Source organism: Micromonospora olivasterospora (assembly GCF_007830265.1).
Lineage (GTDB): Bacteria > Actinomycetota > Actinomycetes > Mycobacteriales > Micromonosporaceae > Micromonospora > Micromonospora olivasterospora.
This window is the reverse complement of sequence record NZ_VLKE01000001.1, coordinates 1,911,425-1,929,134: the sequence shown is the minus strand read 5'-3', so window position 1 is coordinate 1,929,134 and position 17,710 is coordinate 1,911,425. Positions and strand designations below refer to the sequence as shown.

Sequence of the window (17,710 nt, the reverse complement as noted above, 5' to 3'; positions counted from 1 at the left end):
CTAATAACGCAGAAGGTGTAAATCAAACGGCAACTCGAGACCTTGACCCGTTCCGGGTGGCGGTGGAGGGAGCGGCGGCGCCGCCTCCCGCCAATGATTCCTGACCGATTCTTGGGTGATCAGTTTGCCGGATAGTTTGGCTACCTCCTTCTGGGTGTAGGGGTGGCCGTCGGGGGTGGTCTTACCCTGTAGTCCCTGTGCCCAGGCTTTCACCCATGCGGCCATTCCCGGCCCCAGCTTCCCATTTCTGTCGGGGGTCAGGGATACCCGGTCGGGGAGTTCACCCTTTTCTTCCAGCGTCTTCAGGTATTCGCGGAGGGTGGCGGGCCCGTCCTTGCTGGGCCGCCAGGTGACCACGTGATCTGGTGGTGGGGGCAGCGGCGGCGCCGCCTCCCGCCAATAATTCCCGACCGATGTCTGGTCGATCAGTTTGCCGGATAGTGTGGCTACCGCATCCTGGGTGTAGGGGTGGCCGTCGGGGGCGGTCTTACCCTGTAGTCCCTGTGCCCAGGCTTTCACCCATGCGGCCATTCCCGGCCCCAGCTTCCCCTGTTTGTCGGGGGTCAGGGATGCCCGGTCGGGGAGTTCACCCTTTTCTTCCATCGTCTTCAGGTATTCGCGGAGGGTGGCGGGCTCGTCCTTGCTGGGCCGCCAGGTGACCACGTGATCTGGTGGTGGGGGCAGCGGCGGCGCCGCCTCCCGCCAATATTTCCCGACCGATACCTGGGTGATCAGTTTGCCGGATAGTGTGGCTACCGCATCCTGGGTGTAGGGGTGGCCGTCGGGGGCGGTCTTACCCTGTAGTCCCTGTGCCCAGGCTTTCACCCATGCGGCCATCCCCGGCCCCAGCCTCCCCTGTTTGTCGGGGGTCAGGGATACCCGGTCGGGGAGTTCACCCTTTTCTTCCATCGTCTTCAGGTATTCGCGGAGGGTGGCGGGCTCGTCCTTGCTGGGCCGCCAGGTGACCACGTGATCTGGTGGTGGGGGCAGCGGCGGCGCCGCCTCCCGCCAATAATTCCCGACCGATACGTGGGTGATCAGTTTGCCGGATAGCGTGGCTACCTCATCCTGGGTGTAGGGGTGGCCGTCGGGGGCGGTCTTACCCTGTAGTCCCTGTGCCCAGGCTTTCACCCATGCGGCCATCCCCGGCCCCAGCCTCCCCTTTCTGTCGGGGGTCAGGGATACCGGGTCGGGGAGTTCACCCTTTTCTTCCATCGTCTTCAGGTATTCGCGGAGGGTGGCGGGCCCGTCCTTGCCGGGCCGCCAGGTGACCACGTGATCTGGTGGTGGGGGCAGCGGCGCCGCCTCCCGCCAATATCTCCCGACCGATTTTTGGTTGATCAGGTTGCCGGATAGTTCGGCTACCACATTCAGGGTGTAGGGGTGGCCGTCGGGGGCGGTCTTACCCTGTAGTCCCTGTGCCCAGGCTTTCACCCATACGACCATCCCCGGCCCCAGCTTCCCCTGTTTGTCGGGGGTCAGGGATACCGGGTCGGGGAGTTCACCCTTTTCTTTCAGCGTCTTCAGGTATTCGCGGAGGGTGGCGGGCCCGTCCTTGCTGGGCCGCCAGGTGACCACGTGATCTGGTGGTGGGGGCAGCGGCGGCGCCGCCTCCCGCCAATATTTCCCGACCGATACGTGGGTGATCAGTTTGCCGGATAGTGTGGCTACCGCATCCTGGGTGTAGGGGTGGCCGTCGGGGGCGGTCTTACCCTGCAGTCCCTGTGCCCAGGCTTTCACCCATACGGCCATCCCCGGCCCCAGCCTCCCCTTTCTGTCGGGGGTCAGGGATACCCGGTCGGGGAGTTCACCCTTTTGTTCCAGCGTCTTCAGGTATTCGCGGAGGGTGGCGGGCCCGTCCTTGCCGGGCCGCCAGGTGACCACGTGATCTGGTGGTGGGGGCAGCGGCGGCGCCGCCTCCCGCCAATATCTCCCGACCGATTTTTGGTTGATCAGGTTGCCGGATAGTTCGGCTACCACATCCAGGGTGTAGGGGTGGCCGTCGGGGGCGGTCTTACCCTGCAGTCCCTGTGCCCAGGCTTTCACCCATACGGCCATCCCCGGCCCAAACTTCCCATTTTTCTTTTTGGGCAGGGATGCGCCGTCGGGGAGTTCACCCTTTTCTTCCAGCGTCTTCAGGTATTCGCGGAGGGTGGCGGGCCCGTCCTTGCTGGGCCGCCAGGTGACCACGTGATCTGGTGGTGGGGGCAGCGGCGGCGCCGCCTCCCGCCAATAATTCCCGACCGATGTCTGGTCGATCAGTTTGCCGGATAGTGTGGCTACCTCATCCTGGGTGTAGGGGTGGCCGTCGGGGGCGGTCTTACCCTGCAGTCCCTGTGCCCAGGCTTTCACCCATACGGCCATCCCCGGCCCAAACGACCCATTTTTCTTTTTGGGCAGGGATACCCGGTCGGGGAGTTCACCCTTTCCTTCCAGCTCTGCCATGTAATCGCGGAAGGTTTGAGGCCCGTCCGTGCCGGGCCGCCAAGTGACCACGTGATCTGGCGGTTCTGGTAGTGGCGCCTTGGTGGTGGAGGCCGCTGGGGGCGGCTGTGGTGTGGGGTGCGGGCTTGCCGATTGGCCGGTACGGATCGGTGTGGATCGCGTGTGCGGAGATGCCGGGCCGGACGTGATCTGAGTGTCGGGGTGGCCCAGTGCGACCATCCTGGGATACCCGGGTGCGAAACCATCGTTGTCGTGGAATCCCGACGCGGCCGAGGCCAGGGTGATGTTGACCTCGTACACCTCGGACATCAGGCGTAGCAGCGCCCCCTTGAGGTGGGGAACGGACGTCCCGCGCGTGTCCAAGGCCTGCCGCAGCCGGTGAACGTCCTCCGGGGACAGGCCGTTCTCTTCAGCGAAGTTGGTTCTGTCGATGATGAGGTCGAACTCCGCCTGCAGACCACGGCGCACATCCTCAGCACCTGGCAGCCCCATCACGCCGGAGAATCGCGTGAACAACTCGTCCCACTCGTCTGACCGCGGCAGCTCGGCCGGCGCGGACGGTAACGGGACAGCAGCGGGAACAGCGGCGTTGTAGTGGTTGTAGTGGGTGGGGTTCGCCGGGTCGGCCGCGACGTAGTACAAGGTGACCCGCCGGCCGTCCCGCGGCCCGAACACCGCCACCGGGCTCGCCCCCCGCCCCGTGCGCTGCCAAACGGTGATCCGGCTACCGGTGGCGTGGGCCAGCAACGGCAGCAGGAACTCCCCACCCGGCTCCGCCCACCGGCGGTCCCAATCCGCCACCGTGTCGACGACCTCGGCAAACTCGTCCGCCTCGAGCGGCCCGTCAGACGTGCTCAACACGTGGACCAGATAGTCACGGGCCCGATCCGGCGCCAACAACGCCACCGGGAAACCCCGGCCACGCCCATTGACGAAGTCCAACTGCTCCTGCGGCACATCCGTCACCGCGCCTGGATTTTGCTTTAACCCGATCAACTCCGCACGCGCCTCGTCATACCGCTGCCCGATCCGCCCCGCATCCAGGAAACCAGCCTCGGTGACAACACCGCCCACCGAAACGCCCTGGTCGCCGACACGTTCCATCAGCCGCGCCAACACCTGCCCATCGCTGAGCTCCCGCACCTGCCGCCACGGCTGCCCCTGCGGCAGATGCCGCCGCTGCATCACCACATCGGCCGGCAACCACCCGAAACAAATGTCCAGGTACGACCCGACACGGGCCTGCAACAACTCGTTCACCCGCGCCAACTCAGACCCGGCCGGCACCTCACCAGCCATCCACCCCACACTGACGCGCACCCGCTCAGGACCGGACAGCCACTCATACAGATCCGCCGGCAGCACCCCTGCCTGCGCCAACACGTCCCGCACCCACACCGGATCAGCGACAACGAACGCCGACAACACGCAATACCCATCAGCCGGCACCGCGAACTCCAACACCGGCCGGCCAACCCCATCCACACCATCCAGAAGAAGCGCCGGGTCAAGAGAAGACAGGTTGTGATCTTCCGTGTCCCGATCGTCCGGCGCGGTCACGTCGTCCCCTACCACCGACGGCGCCCACGCGACATCCACCTCCGGCACAACCCCAGACGGCGGGTACAAAGAATCGACCTGTTCGGTGCCGTCCGGTGGCGTCCACCCCCAGCCGGGCGGCAGCGCCGACAGTTCCACCCCTCCCGGACCTAGACCCACACCCAGGTCCGGGTCCGGGTCCAGGTACGGCATCCACAGATCCTCCACGAATGCCGGGTCAAGAAGTCTCGGGTCAAGATAAGACGGGTCGTGGTCTCCCGCATCCCGCTGTTGCGGGACCGCCACGGTCGCGTTGTCCCCCACACCCAACGGCACCCACGCGACATCCACCCCTGGCATTCCGGACAGCGGGGACTGGACCTGTTCGGTGTCCTGCGGCGGCCCCCACTCGTCGAGCTTTGGTGTGTCCAGATCCATCCCATCCAGATCCGGGTCCCATACGTTCTGGAATTCCTGATCACCAGACGCCAGGCCAGACGGATCGCCGTTGCCCGCTGGATCGGATGGCAGTCCGCCTGGAGAGTCGGCCGGGTCGGTGGAGGTGGTGAGCATCGCGTGGGACGGGCCGCGTGGCGGGCTGGTGGAGGCGAGCAGGAACGCGCTGGTGTCGGTGTCGGTCGTGGTTGTCGGTTGCGGGTGGCCGGTGGTCTGGCCGAGCAGGTCGGTGATGGTGGCGGGTCGACCGTTCCGGTCGAACGCGGCCACCCGGGTGCTGGATGCGAACAGGTGTCGCAGCCACGGATCACGTATCGGGTCGTCCGGCTCGGGTCGGTCGGCGGCGCCGGGCAGCAGAGGGTCCCGCACCTGGATCCTCGGCGGCCCGGAATCCTGTGGCTGGCTGTGTAGGGCGAACACGTGCTGCGGTTCGTTCGGTGGCGCGGCCCTGACCACGACCATCGACCCCGGCGCCGTCCGCAACGCGGCCAGCACGTCTTCTCCCGCGACCCCGTCGGGGTGGGCGACACGCTCGGGTACCGTGTCGAGGATCTCCATCAGTTGCGGCCAGCCCATGGTGGGCGCGAGCCGGCCATCCGGTCCGATGATCCGGTCGTCGAACACCGCCCGGTTGCCCAACCGCTTGTACACGGTGTGGAACACATCGAGAGTGGCCGCCACGCACCACCACAGGTCACCGCTGCCGGGACGCACCTGCTCCGCAGCGGCCCAGTCGGCGACCCGCTGCCCGGACTCGAACATCCCGACGGCCTGCCCGGTTGCCGCAACGGCCTGCCCGGTTGCCGCGACAGCCGGCTCGCCGTGCCTGCCGGGGCCGCCACTGACCAGCCCGTCCCGCAACGACACATCCCGCCACGAATCCCCGTCGCTGAACGAACCCGCGTCGCTGAGGCCGTGCTTGCCAGGCACCCCGCCAAGCGACTCGTCCGGCAAGGACACATCACTGATCGACATGGTGTCGGTGGTGTCGAGGTTGCTGAACACGTCGTCGCTGGAAACAGACATGCCACTGTCACTGCCACTGCCACTGCCACTGCCACTGCCACTGGCGCTGTCGCTGTCGCTGGCGCTGGCGCTGTCACTGGCGGTGGCGTTGTGGTGGATCGGCGTGCCATCAGCGCGGGAGGCGGCGCCAGCCGGCACTGTACTACCGGCGCTGGCCGCGTCCGGGGTGCCAGGCGTCCCCGCCGTGCCGGGCGTGGCGCTGCCGGCGGCCTCGGCGAGGACCTGCTGGTACCGGTGCTTCCATTCCTGTTGGAACGACCCGGCGAGGATGTCGTGACCGGCCGGATCCAGGCCGTACCGGTGGGCCAGCGCGGTGAACTGGGCCCGCGCCAGACCGGCCGCCGCCGCGGTGTGCTGCTCGGGCGTTACCGGCACTGTCGGCGCGCCGGTACGCCCGCTTTCCGGAACGTCGATGGTAGCCACATCGGCGGCCGGTCCGGTGACGCCGGTAACGGCCGCGGCCGAGAAACGGGCGGGCAGGTCGATGACCACCTGCCGGACCGCGTCCGCCACGGCGGCCACCTGCGCGGCGTCGGGACCGGCCACCACAGCGGGCAGCACGGCCGGCAGCACGGCGGGGGCACCGAGGATCGCATCGACCCTTCGGTCCACCTGGCTCCGCACGCCGCCCACGACCGCATCGAGCACGGCGGCGGACGGCGCCACCGCCCCAGCGCCCCCCGGCACGCCAGCGGCCGACGGCGTGCCGGGGCCTGTCGGCGTGCCGGGGCCTGTGGGTAGGCCGGCGGCGAGGTGCTGGTCGATGTGGTGTTGGACGGCCAGGTGCGCGATCGAGCGCAGCGCCTGCCGGTCGAACGCCGCCGGCAGCCCGGCGACCACCTGCTCCGACCGCACCTCGGCCGGGACCTGCCCACCCGCGGGCGCCAACGCCTCGACCATCCGGGCCACCGCCCGCTGCCGAACACCCGTCAGAAACCCCTCGGTCAGCGCGGCAGCGGGCAGACCGACCGCGGACAGGAAAGCCGCAACAACCCGATCACCCCGCCGGGCCTCGACCCACCCGGCGAAAACCCCCTCGACCGGCACGGCGAGCGCGGCCATGCTCTCGCCCGCCCGAGCCACCCCGGCCAGCAACCCACCGTAACGATCCACCAGATCCTGCTGGAACCGATACCACCGCTCGACCACCGGCCCACCCGCTGCCACAACCCACTGCGGCGCCGGCGCAACCGGCACCGACAGGCTCGGCACCGACCACGACGGCACCGACAGGTCCAGGCGCGGCGCGGGCAGGTCCAGACTCGGCGCGGGCATGTTCGATGCCGGCAGCGCAGGCGGGGGCGGCGGCGGGGACTGCCCGCCGTCCACCACAGGCTTCGGATCATCGACCCCAGCCCGGTACCCCTTGAATGTGTCCCCACCAACCGGTGTCGGCCCCACCGGCAGGACCGGCCTACCATCCCACGTGAAGTCGGGGCGAGGCATCTGCACCCGGGGCTGCATCATGGCGCGACTCACGACGATCCCGAGGCCGCTCGCGGTCGACCCGCCCGCCCCCGAAATCGCCCCGGACAGAAGATCGGCACCGAGATTGCCGGTGTCCCAGTACCCGTCGACCATCAAGCTGGCACCGATACCGAACAGCCCCTCCGTGCCGGTCTCCAACACCGGCCGCGTCAACAGATCGGTCAACAGCATTCTGGTGCTGTCCGACAGGCCGAGTTTGCCGACCGCGCCGGCGACAACGCCAGCGACCTTGCCCAACGCCGGCCCGCCCGCCGTGCTCAGGAACGCCACCGCCCCCGCGAACGCCGCCTGCTTACCGACCGCCGACCAGTTCACCCCCGACTGCAAACCATCGGTCATCATCGACACCTCGGCCAGCAGCGCGGAACCCGGCATGAACAACATCTGCATCGCCGTGCTACTCGCCGCCGACCGCACCAACGCCGACCGCAGGACCACCTGGATGACCGTCCGCGCCTGAGCGACGTGCGCCGCCGCCCCCACCGGATTCCAGAACCACATCGCGGCCGCGGCGGCGAACTCGGCCTGCATGAAGGAGAACATCGCCACCGTCGTACGCTTGCCGGCCTCCGTCTCCAGGAAGAACTTCTTCTCCGCCTCCACCACGGCGAGCATCAGATCGGCCGTCTCGGCCATCTTCCCCACGAACGGAACGGTCTGCGCCACGAACCGGTCGAAGGCCTCACCCTCCCCCGCCTGCCGGACCGCCCTGACCGTCTGCTCCAGCAACGGACCCAGCACCGTACGCACCCGATACGCCAGCAACTCCAGCGTGCCGATGTCATCCCACAACAACGGCAACCTCGCCCGGGACACCCGCACCCCGGTGAACCCTTCTAAAACCCGCAACGAACTCTCACTGAGCTCAACAGTCGAAAAAGCGGCGGCGACCAACGCGCAACGCTCCTTCCCCGCCCCCGAACCAAGGACACCCAGTACGGATCAGCCAGCCCCGCAGGCCGCCCACCCCAGCCCCCGACCACCTCGCCGGCGACAACCTCACCACCCCGTCGCCCACCCGGCGGCCAAAACCCCCACACCTCGCCCCACGACCCGGCCGACGCCCACCACCACCGGCAGTGTTGATCGCCGAGAGCCACGCACCCCTCACCGTAAAGTGACGGTAGTCGACACCGGCGACGCCAGCCATCCCGCCCACACGTGCGTCACCACACATCCACACCCCACGCCGGGCCCCGCGGGGCCTGACCCCTGACCCACACCGGCTCACAGCGCAGGTCAACCGGCGATGTCCATCCAGACCGCGCCGGTGTCTCCGCCGGCCCGCTCGCAGGCCCGCGCGGCCACGTGCCGGCGGGGTCGCCGGACCTGCGCCGGCCGGCTCCTGGATGTGCAACAGGGCGAGCAGCTCCCCCCACGGTCAGCGGCAGCTCCTGGTCTCCGGCGGTCAGGTACTCAGCGGCCAGGGCCGGCGTCGACGTCGACGATGTGCCGCAGACGGCGGGCCGCCCGGCTGTAGCGGGTCGGCCGCGCGGCGGCCGGTAGCCGGAGTCGGCCAGGTCGGCCAGGTCCTCCAAATGCTGCGCGGCCGTCTCGGCCTCGGCCGGGGCGAGCAGCGGCGCTCTGTACGACGACGGCGGTCGCACGGGCGGGCGGCGCAGCAGGCGAGCGCCGTCGACCGAGGTGCAGATGTCTAGGTGCGGGCGAGTCGGGGATGGGTAAGCAGCAACTCGTCGGTCGACACGGGCGGACTGTAGCGGACCACCGGCCCCGCCCCAGGCCAGGACCGGTAGGCCGTCGAAGCGGGGTAACGCGCTCGCATATCGAACATCCGCTTCTCGGCATGAGCGTGCGTCGGCAGCGGCCGGCACTCGGCCGGTGCTTCAACTTCTGGTGAGGGCGACGCCGAGGAGGACCAGGGTGATGCCGGCCAGGATCGCGGGCGTGACGGCCTCGCCGAGAGCCAGCCAGCCCAGGAGAACGGCGACGAACAGCACGTACGGAACGGCGTTGGAGACCAGCGCGGCGACGAACAGGTGCGCCCAGGTGGCCCGGCCTTTGGGAAATCGCAGGCCGCGGGACAGGGCCAGCGGTGTCAGGACCACGAAGCCGAGCAGGAGGCGGGCGAAGACGATCTGAACGGGGTTGAAGCCGCGCAGGGCCAGCTTGATCCACAGGAAGCTGGAGCCCCAGAGCAGAGCCAGGGCAATCATTCGGGCGGCACCCGCCCGAGTGGGGCCCTGCTGGTCAGTCTTCAACCACTGATCTTTTTGTAGACCCCTACGCGGGCTCGTCGGGTTCGGATTGCGGCCGGTGCTCGGTCGCCCAGTGCTCGATGTCCTCCGTCCGCCAGATTCGGCCGGCCTTCAGAACCGCTGCCGGCTCGGGGAAGTCCCGACGTTTGCTCAGAACCTCCACCCACTGCCGGGACACTCCGAGGCAACGCCGTTGCGTTTGGCGATCGGCGGATGAGTCAAGGGGGACTTTGAAGACGCGAACGGGACTTCTGATAGATCAACTTGTGTCGAGCAAGAAGATCATGCCTCAGGAGTCCCGTTGCAGGAGAAGTCTGTCATCACCCGGTCGATCGAGGTAGCCGGGGGTGTGCACGCGCCCGGACATCTGGGCGAGTTGACCCAGATCATCGACTTCGACCTGGTCGACGCGGTGCTGGAAGAAACCGGGACACGCGAGAAGCGGCTGCGGCTGCTGCCGTCTCGGGTCGTGGTGTACTTCGTCCTCGCACTCGCCCTGCTCGACCGCTGTTCCTACCGAGCGACGTGGGGGAAGCTGACCGCGGCCCTGGCCGGCTTGTGCCTGACGCGGCCGAGTATCTCCTCACTGTCACGCGCTCGCCGCCGGGTCGGAGTAGCGCCGCTACGGCGCCTGTTCGAGACCCTGGCCGGTGCCGTCGGTCTGCTCGGCCAGCCCGGCGTGTTCTACCGGGGCCTGCGTACCGTGGCCATCGACGGCACCCACCTGCACGTGCCCGACGAGGAACAGGTCACCTGGCGCTACCCCACACGCGTAGGAGACAAGCTGGAGTTCGGCTACCCGCTGCTACGGCTGCTCGTGATGATCGAGTGCGGGACCCGCGCCCTGCTCGCCGCGGCCTTCGGCCCCGAAACAGAAGGCGAACTGGCTTACGCGCAGCGGCTTCTGGGCGTCCTGGACCGCACGATGCTGCTGCTGGCCGACGCCGGCTTCGACGCCGCGGAATTCCTGCGCGACGTCGGCGCCACCGGCGCGCAGTTCCTGGTCCGCTCATCCGCCCGCCGCTGCCCGACCATCCAGCGTCGCCTACCCGACGGCTCCTACCTGGCCCGCATCGGCTACGGCAGCCTACCCGCTCTCATCCTGGTGCGGGTCATCGAAGCGCAGGTCACCGTCACACTGGCCGACGGCAGCCTGCGGCGCGAGCAGTGGCGGCTGATCACCAGCCTGACAGACCACACCCGCTACCCCGCCCACGAACTCGTGGACCTCTACCACGAACGCTGGCAGGCCGAAACCACGTATTTCTCGATCAAAGCGACCATGCTCGACGGCCGCGTCCTGCGCTCCCGCAGCATCCCCGGGATCGAGCAGGAGGTGTACGCCCTGCTCACCGCCTACCAGGCCCTCATCCGCGCGGCAGCAGACGCCACCTGCACCCAGCCCGGCCTGGACATGGACCGGATCAGCTTCACCGTCCTCATCGACGCCGCCGCCGACACGATCACCACCGCCAGCGGAATCCTTCCCGGCAGCTCAACCGACCTCCTCGGCACGATAGGCCACGCCGCGCTGGCCGACCTCCTACCCGCCTGGCGCCGCCCTCGAATCAAGGCCCGCTCCCGCAAGAACCCGACCAGCAAGTACAGCCCGAACGCCGGACAGCACCCCGCAACCACGCAGACCTACACCTTCCACGCCGACATCACAATCTTCGAAAAGGGGCTTGCCTCCCGCTCACGGCGCTAAACGCAACGGTGTTGCACTCCGAGGTACTCCGCGATCTCGGCGGTTCCCATCACGCGCAGCGGCTGACGTGGCACGCTGCGACCTCCCGACCTGGAGCACTGCTCAGTCTGCCTGATGTGGGCGGTGCTCCCGGATCCAGCGATCGACATCGGCCCGTAGCCAGATGCGCAGCCGACCATTGGCGACCGTGGCCACGGGATCGGGGAAGCCCTTCCGGTTGGTGATCTCGGTCGCCCGGGTCCGGGACACGTTGCCAAGCATCTTGGCGATGTCAGACAGGGCAACCAAATCCATGGCTTGACGGTAGGCAGCCCTGTCCTTGCAAGGTGCACGGAGCTTGAATGTGCCCCTGTATGGTGTACCGTGCACATTGAAAGGGTGCTGCGGGTCTGTGGCTGCGGCCGGCGGCAACGTGTTGGCTTCAACCCCCTGCCGTGCCGCCGTTCCCCTGGCCGGTCCGGCAGGCGGTCCCGTCCCTGGGCGGCAACTCAGGGGCGGGCCGCCCTCTCCCTGGCAGACGTCGAAAGGCAGGATCTCCATGAGGCAGCTCGTCGAGCGGCTGCTCGGCCGTCGTTCCGCCGTACCGGAACGAGCCGGCGGGACCGCGTACCGGTCCGCGTCGTGCGTACCCCTGCGGCCGGCCGATGTGCGGACCCGCCGGTTCGGCCGCACCCGCCTCGGGCGGCGCGGCCTCGATCCCGACGAGGTGCTGACCTTCCTCGACCGGGTCGCCGCCGAACTGGCCGACGCCCAGCGGGCGGCCGAGCGGGCCCGCGGGGAGACCCATCGAATCAAGGACGCCCTCCGCCGGTGGCAGTCCGAGCAGGCGCAGGCCCGTGACCTGCTGCGGAATGCGAACCAGCGCCCTGCCGGCTACCGGCCGGCTCCCGCACCCGGACCAGCCCTGCTGCCGTACCGCTGATGGAAGCTGCGGTGGCAGGGCGGGGCGGGTCCGTCCGTAGCCGGCCGTGGGACGGGCCCGCCCCTTCCAGACCCACCAGGCCAACAGAGAGGCGACACCCGGTGAACGGCAGTGACACGGCGGCGATGCGCGGCAGCGGGGAGGTCGGACGCCCGGCGACCCGTCACCGGTACCTCATCCAGCTGCCGGTCGCGGCCGACGACCTGACCACGGCCGTACGGGTCGCCCGCGTGATCGCCCGCTCGCTCAGCTTCCACAACCTGGTCGAATGCGACGACGCGACCGTCTGCGAGGCCGACCAGCCAGCGGTACGACATCCGGCCTTCTGCCCGCGGCACCTCGCCAACGGCCGCCGCTGCCTGCTCCGGCCGGACCACGACGGGCCCTGCGCCCGGCGGCTCCCTCGATGACCGGGCATGTCGAGAAGGGTCCCTTCCTATGCGAAAAGCGATAAGAAGGGGCCCTTCCTTGCACTCCCTGTACTTCCTTGCACCTCAGCCGAAGCGGCCCGTGATGTAGTCCTCGGTCTTCTTGACGCTGGGGTTGCTGAAGATCTTCTGGGTGTTGTCGTACTCGATGAGGCGGCCGGGGTCGCCCGTCTTCTCGATCGAGAAGAAGGCCGTGCGGTCGGAGACGCGGGCGGCCTGCTGCATGTTGTGCGTGACGATGACGATCGTGAACTTGTCCTTGAGCTGGAACATCAGGTCCTCGATGGCCAGCGTGGAGATCGGGTCGAGCGCCGAGCACGGCTCGTCCATCAGCACCACCTGCGGCTCGACCGCGATGGTGCGCGCGATGCACAGCCGCTGCTGCTGACCGCCGGACAGGCCGGCGCCCGGCTTGCCGAGGCGGTCCTTCACCTCGTCCCAGAGGTTCGCCGAGCGCAGCGCCTTCTCGGCCGCATCCTCCAGAATCGACTTCTTGCGTACGCCGTTGAGCCGCAGCCCGGCCACCACGTTCTCGAAGATGCTCATGGTGGGGAACGGGTTGGGCCGCTGGAAGACCATGCCGATCATCCGGCGGACGGCGGTGACGTCCACGTCCCGGTCGTAGATGTCCTGGTCGTCGATGGTCAGGTTGCCCTCGACCCGGGCGCCGGGCAGCACCTCGTGCATCCGGTTGATCGAGCGCAGGAACGTCGACTTGCCGCAGCCGGACGGCCCGATCAGGGCGGTCACCGTCTTCGGCTCGACGGTCATGCTGATGTTCTCGATCGCCTTGAAGCCCCCGTAGTAGGCGGTGACGTTCGTGGCCTCGATGCGCTTTGCCATGGTGGTGGTACCTCCGGGGTTCATCGGCCGAGCCGGTTGCGACGGGCCAGCAGCTTCGCCGCGACCGTCAGGATCAGCACGAGGGCGACCAGGGTCAGCGCCGCGGTCCACGCCCGCGCCGGGGCGTACTTCGAGGCGTCGCCGGCCTGCTGGTAGACGAAGAGGGCCAGCGACGACTGGTTGTTCTCGAACGGGTTGAAGTTGATCGCCGCGCCGCCGCCGGCGACGAGCAGCACCGGGGCCGTCTCGCCGGCCGCCCGGGCGATGGCGAGCATCACACCCGTCACGATGCCCGGCAGCGCGGTGGGCAGCACGATCCGCAGGATGGTCTTCCACTTCGGCACGCCGAGGGCGTACGCCCCCTCGCGCAGCGGCGCCGGGACGAGACGCAGCATCTCCTCGGTGGAGCGGACCACGGTGGGCAGCATGAGCACGCTCAGCGCGAGCGCGGCGGCGAACCCGGAGAAGCCGGGCCGCCCGTCGTTGAACACCGGCGAGACGATCAGCACCCAGAACGCCAGCACGAACAGGCCGGCGACGATGGACGGGATGCCGGTCATCACGTCGACGAAGAACCGGATCGCGAACGCGAACCGGCCGCGGCCGTACTCGACCACGTAGATGGCGCACAGGATGCCGAGCGGGACGGTGATCAGCGTGGCGATGCCGACCTGCTCCAGCGTCCCGACGATCGCGTGGTACGCGCCGCCGTTCGCGTCGCGCGCCCCGATGTTGTTCATCGAGGTGCCGAAGAAGTTGCCGTCGAGGCGCTCGACGCCCTTGCTGACCAGCGTCCAGACCACGGAGGCCAGCGGCAGCACGGCCAGCACGAACGCGGAGTGGATCAGGGCGCTCCAGGTGCGGTTGCGGGCCGCCCGGCGTCCCTCGACCGCGTTGCTGGCGGCGAAGAGGCCGGCCAGGTAGAGCAGCGCGGCGACGACGACGGTGAGCACCGGGCCGCCGATGCCCGTGCCGTACACGACGGCGGCGGCGACCGCGACGGCCGCCAGGGCGATCGCCGGGGCGGCGTACCGGGGGAGCCGCCTGGCCCGGAGCGTGTCCGGTTGGGCCGGCGGCCGGGTGCGGTGGTTGGCGACAGTGGTCATGCGGCCGACTCCGTGAACTCCCGGCGGCGGTAGATGATCGCCCGCGCGGTGATGTTGACGATCAGCGTGATGGTGAACAGCACCAGGCCGGAGGCGATCAGCGCGCCCCGCCCGGTGGCGTTGGCCTCGCCGAACGTGTTGGCGATGTTGGCGGCGATGGTGTTGCCGCCGCTCTCGATCAGGTTGAACGAGATGTTGAAGGTGATGCCGAGGGTCATCGCCAGCGCGATGGTTTCGCCGAGCGCGCGGCCCAGGCCGAGCATCACCGCGGCGACGATGCCGGGTCGGCCGTACGGGAGGACGGCGGTGCGGATCATCTCCCACCGGGTCGCGCCGAGCGCGAGCGCCGCCTCCTCGTTGGCGGTCGGGGTCTGGAGGAACACCTCGCGGGAGAGCGAGGTGATGATCGGCAGCACCATGATCGCCAGTACCAGCGCGCCGAGCAGCACGGACTTGCCGAACGGTCCGTCCCCGCCGAAGATCGGGATCCAGCCGAAGTAGGTGTTCAGCCAGGCCGAGAAGTCCCGGACCGGGTTGATGAAGATGTCCCGGCCCCAGAGCCCGAACACCACGCTCGGCACGGCGGCGAGCAGGTCGATCAGGAAGCCGAGCGCGGTGCCCAGCCGGCGGGGCGCGTAGTGGGACAGGTAGAGCGCAATGCCCATGGCTACCGGCACCGCAATCAGCAGGGCCAGCGCGGCGCTGAGCACGGTGCCGAAGGCGAGTGCGCCGATGCCGAACTTCGGCTGGGCGTCGTTCGGGAACCAGCCCTCGAAGGTCCAGAAGTTCTCGGTGTTGGCGCGCAGGGCCGGCACCGCCTTGGCGATCAGGAAGACCGCGATGGCGGCGATGATCACCAGGACGGCGGTGCCGGCGGCCAGGGTCAGACCCCGGAACGCGCGCTCCGCGCCGAAGGCCCGGGCCCGGGGCAGCGCGCCGCCACCGCCGAGGCCGTCCCCGCCCGGCGTACGGGTGCTGACTGGTGACTCGGCCACACGCGCCGAGGCACCGGCGGGCCGCTCCTGGCCTGAGGCCACGCGGGTCCCGCCGGTGCCGGCGTCGGCCGAGCGGTGAGGGGTTTCACCCATCTGCTCGCTCGCTTCGATTGAGATTGGTGGTGGTGTGGAGTCCTAGGTCAGGAGAGGTTCTTGACCGCGGACTCGACCTTGGTGCGCACCGAGTCCGGCAGCGGGGCGTAGCCCAGCTCGGTCAGGGCCGCCTGACCCTCGGTGCTGGCGGCGTGGGCCAGGAAGCCCTTGACCAGCGGCAGCTTGTCGGCGGCGAGGCCCTTGCCGCAGACGATCTCGTACGTCACCAGGACGATCGGGTAGGCCCCGGCCTCCTTGGTGTTGTAGTCGATCGACATCTTCAGGTCGTCGCCCTGGCCCTCGACCTTGGCGCCGGCGATGGTCTTGCCGGCCGACTCGGCGGTCAGCGCGACGAACTCGCCCGCGCCGTTGGCGACCTTGGCCATCTTCAGGCCGCCGTTCTCGGCGTACGACCACTCGACGTAGCCGATGGTGCCGGCCTGGCCCTTGATGGCGCTGGCCACGCCGTCGGACTTGTTGGCGCCGGTGCCGCCCGGGGCCTTCCACTCCTTGGCCTTGCCGAACGTCCAGTCCGCCTCGGCGGTCTTCGACAGGAAGTTGGTGAAGTTGTCGGTGGTGCCGGAGGAGTCCGCGCGGTGCACGGCGTTGATCGCGGTCGACGGCAGGGTGACGCCGGGGTTGTCGGCCTTGATCGCCGGGTCGTCCCACTTGGTGACCTTGCCGGCGAAGATCTTCGCCAGGGTGGCCGGCTTGAGCTGGAGGTTGTCCACGCCGTCGAGGTTGTAGGCGATGGCCACCGGGCCGATCACCATCGGCAGGTGGATGGCCTTGCCGTCGGTGCACTTGGCGTCCGCCTGCGGTTGCTCCTCCGGCTTGAGGGCGGAGTCGGAACCGGCGAAGTCGGCGGTGCCGGCGATGAACGCCTGGATGCCGGCGCCCGAGCCGGACGGCTCGTAGTTGATCTTGGCGCCGCTGCACTTCTGCTGGTGCGCCTTGATCCACTCGTCCATGGCGTTCTTCTGGGCGGACGAGCCCTGAGCGTTCAGGGTGCCGGTGGCGCAGTCGGCCGCGGCGGCCGACCCGGAGGCCGAGGCGCCGGTGGCGGGCTCGTTGTTGTCCGAGCCGCATGCACTGAGACCGAGCACCGCAGTAAGAGCGAGGCAGGCGATAGTGCCGTGCCGCTGGAGCTTCACCTGAGGGATTCCCTTCACGTCTGGACCGGCGCCCGGATCGGGGCCCCGGGGGGAGCCGGCGCTTCCCGGCTGATCTGAAAGGTAGGAGCGCCAGGTAGCCGGTTCGCCGGTCGGAAGTGAACGCGGGGTGAACAGGTGCGGCCGGGCAGATGGCCGTGGGCTGAGGATGGGTTTTCCAATAAGTGAACTCGGAGCCCACTATCCTTAATAGTGCGATTTTTCCGGCGGCTCGTTATCGCGCCGAGGCGCCCGCGTGATGTCCCCGTGACAATGGCGTCGGCCGTCCGGGCCGGCCGGGAGGGGCTCCCCGCCCGGCCGGCAGCGGCTACGGACGGTGACGGCGGCGCCGGAGGTGACTCAGCCCAGCCGGTAGTTGACGTGGGCGGACCAACGGGCGAACCCGAGCCGCTCGTAGAGCGCGACCGCCGCCGTGTTGGACTCGTCGACGTAGAGCATCGCGCGGTCCAGCCCGCGCCGGTCCCGCAGGTACGCAAGCCCGGCGGCGGTGAGCGCCCGGCCCAGCCCGCCGCCGTGCGCCGCCGGGTCCACCCCGAGCACGTAGACCTCGCCGATCCGGGCCGAGCCGGGCCGCTCGTGCACCTTGGTCCAGTGGAAGCCCAGCAGACGGCCGGTGGCCGACTCCTCGGCGAGCAGGAAGCCGGCCGGGTCGAACCAGGGCTCCCCGAGGCGTACCCGCAGGTCGACCTCGGTCCAGCGGCCCTGCTCGGGGTGGCTGGCGAAGGCCCGGGCGTTGAGCGCGAGCCAGGCGGCGTCGTCCGCCCCGGGGACGAACGCGCGCAGCGCCACCCCGTCCGGCAGGCGCGGCTCGGGCAGTGGGGCGGTCAGCGGGCGGCGCAGCTGCCAGAGCACCCGCGCCCGGGCGAAGCCCAGGTCGACGGCGAGGGCGGCGGCCGACGGGTGGTCGCCGTGCGCCCAGGCGCGCAGCGGACCCGAGGCGGTGGCCAGTACGCCCCGGGCCAGCGCGCGGCCCGTGCCCTGCCGCCGGTGTCCGGGGCGGACGGCCAGTTCCACCCCGACGCCGGCGCCCGGGTCGGTCGTGTCCAGGTGGGCGTACCCGGTCAGCGTTCCGTCCGGCCCGCGGGCGGTCAGGTGGACGGCCGGCGCCTCGGGGTCGCGCAGCCGGAGCAGGGTGTGCTCGTCGAACGGGTCGGCCCCGTCGGCGTCGCCGGCCGCCCGGGCCAGGGTCAGCACGTCGGCCGCCTCGGCCGGGGTCAGCACGTGGGTCCGGGTCACCCGGTCGGTCGTCGGCTCGGCGCTGCTCACCCCGTAA

11 protein-coding genes are annotated in these 17,710 nt (G+C 69.5%); 3 read left to right on the top strand and 8 right to left on the bottom strand.

Translation table 11 applies throughout. From position 1 onward, the window contains the following. Together JD77_RS08815 and JD77_RS08810 are read right to left on the bottom strand one after the other, a co-directional pair. The gene (locus JD77_RS08815) at window positions 1–7,803 is read right to left on the bottom strand and encodes a hypothetical protein (protein WP_145773840.1); all 7,803 of its coding nucleotides are present in this window, start codon (window positions 7,801–7,803) and stop codon (window positions 1–3) included. Window positions 7,804–8,798: 995 nt separating this feature from the next. Further along, the gene (locus JD77_RS08810) at window positions 8,799–9,128 is read right to left on the bottom strand and encodes an EamA family transporter (protein ID WP_145773839.1); all 330 of its coding nucleotides are present in this window, start codon (window positions 9,126–9,128) and stop codon (window positions 8,799–8,801) included. Between the two features lie 343 nt (window positions 9,129–9,471). Between JD77_RS08810 and JD77_RS08805 the strand changes: the two genes are divergently transcribed. After that, entirely contained in the window at window positions 9,472–10,878 is a 1,407-nt protein-coding gene (locus JD77_RS08805; RefSeq protein ID WP_145773838.1) for an IS4 family transposase, read from the top strand. Window positions 10,879–10,980: 102 nt separating this feature from the next. On the opposite strand, the gene JD77_RS08800 is transcribed toward JD77_RS08805, so the two are convergent. After that, window positions 10,981–11,172 (bottom strand): hypothetical protein, encoded by a 192-nt coding sequence (locus JD77_RS08800; protein WP_145773837.1) that lies wholly within the window; start codon window positions 11,170–11,172, stop codon window positions 10,981–10,983. A gap of 244 nt (window positions 11,173–11,416) precedes the next feature. On the opposite strand from JD77_RS08800, the gene JD77_RS08795 reads away from it, so the two are divergent. Together JD77_RS08795 and JD77_RS08790 are read left to right on the top strand one after the other, a co-directional pair. Further along, complete coding sequence (locus JD77_RS08795) at window positions 11,417–11,800, top strand: DivIVA domain-containing protein (protein ID WP_145773836.1); 384 nt, start codon at window positions 11,417–11,419, stop codon at window positions 11,798–11,800. Between the two features lie 101 nt (window positions 11,801–11,901). Further along, the gene (locus JD77_RS08790; protein WP_246140577.1) at window positions 11,902–12,210 is read left to right on the top strand and encodes a hypothetical protein; all 309 of its coding nucleotides are present in this window, start codon (window positions 11,902–11,904) and stop codon (window positions 12,208–12,210) included. 84 nt (window positions 12,211–12,294) lie between these two features. Here the strand turns inward: JD77_RS08790 and pstB are convergent, their stop codons facing one another. The 5 genes from pstB to mshD all read right to left on the bottom strand — a co-directional run bounded on the left by pstB (window position 12,295) and on the right by mshD (window position 17,703). Further along, on the bottom strand, window positions 12,295–13,071 hold the full coding sequence (pstB, locus tag JD77_RS08785) for a phosphate ABC transporter ATP-binding protein PstB (RefSeq protein WP_145773835.1): 777 nt from the start codon (window positions 13,069–13,071) through the stop codon (window positions 12,295–12,297). Between the two features lie 20 nt (window positions 13,072–13,091). Next, window positions 13,092–14,177 carry a phosphate ABC transporter permease PstA gene (gene pstA / locus JD77_RS08780; protein WP_145773834.1) on the bottom strand — a complete coding sequence of 362 codons (1,086 nt, stop codon included), beginning with the start codon at window positions 14,175–14,177 and terminating at the stop codon, window positions 13,092–13,094. Next, window positions 14,174–15,265 carry a phosphate ABC transporter permease subunit PstC gene (gene pstC / locus JD77_RS08775; protein WP_145773833.1) on the bottom strand — a complete coding sequence of 364 codons (1,092 nt, stop codon included), beginning with the start codon at window positions 15,263–15,265 and terminating at the stop codon, window positions 14,174–14,176. Before pstC ends, pstA begins: the two co-directional genes overlap by 4 nt. Before the next feature lie 47 nt (window positions 15,266–15,312). Beyond that, the gene (gene pstS, locus JD77_RS08770) at window positions 15,313–16,419 is read right to left on the bottom strand and encodes a phosphate ABC transporter substrate-binding protein PstS (RefSeq protein ID WP_145773832.1); all 1,107 of its coding nucleotides are present in this window, start codon (window positions 16,417–16,419) and stop codon (window positions 15,313–15,315) included. Between the two features lie 357 nt (window positions 16,420–16,776). Beyond that, window positions 16,777–17,703, bottom strand: a complete 927-nt coding sequence (mshD, locus tag JD77_RS08765; protein ID WP_145773831.1) for a mycothiol synthase — start codon at window positions 17,701–17,703, stop codon at window positions 16,777–16,779. Window positions 17,704–17,710: the final 7 nt, after the last annotated feature.

Bases quoted from the DNA above. Each gene is read 5' to 3' on its own strand.
- JD77_RS08810 (WP_145773839.1), bottom strand. From the start codon at position 9,128: ATGATTGCCCTGGCTCTGCTCTGGGGCTCCAGCTTCCTGTGGATCAAG.
- pstC (WP_145773833.1), bottom strand. From the start codon at position 15,265: ATGGGTGAAACCCCTCACCGCTCGGCCGACGCCGGCACCGGCGGGACC.
- JD77_RS08800 (WP_145773837.1), bottom strand. From the start codon at position 11,172: ATGGATTTGGTTGCCCTGTCTGACATCGCCAAGATGCTTGGCAACGTG.
- pstA (WP_145773834.1), bottom strand. From the start codon at position 14,177: ATGACCACTGTCGCCAACCACCGCACCCGGCCGCCGGCCCAACCGGAC.
- JD77_RS08795 (WP_145773836.1), top strand. From the start codon at position 11,417: ATGAGGCAGCTCGTCGAGCGGCTGCTCGGCCGTCGTTCCGCCGTACCG.
- pstB (WP_145773835.1), bottom strand. From the start codon at position 13,071: ATGGCAAAGCGCATCGAGGCCACGAACGTCACCGCCTACTACGGGGGC.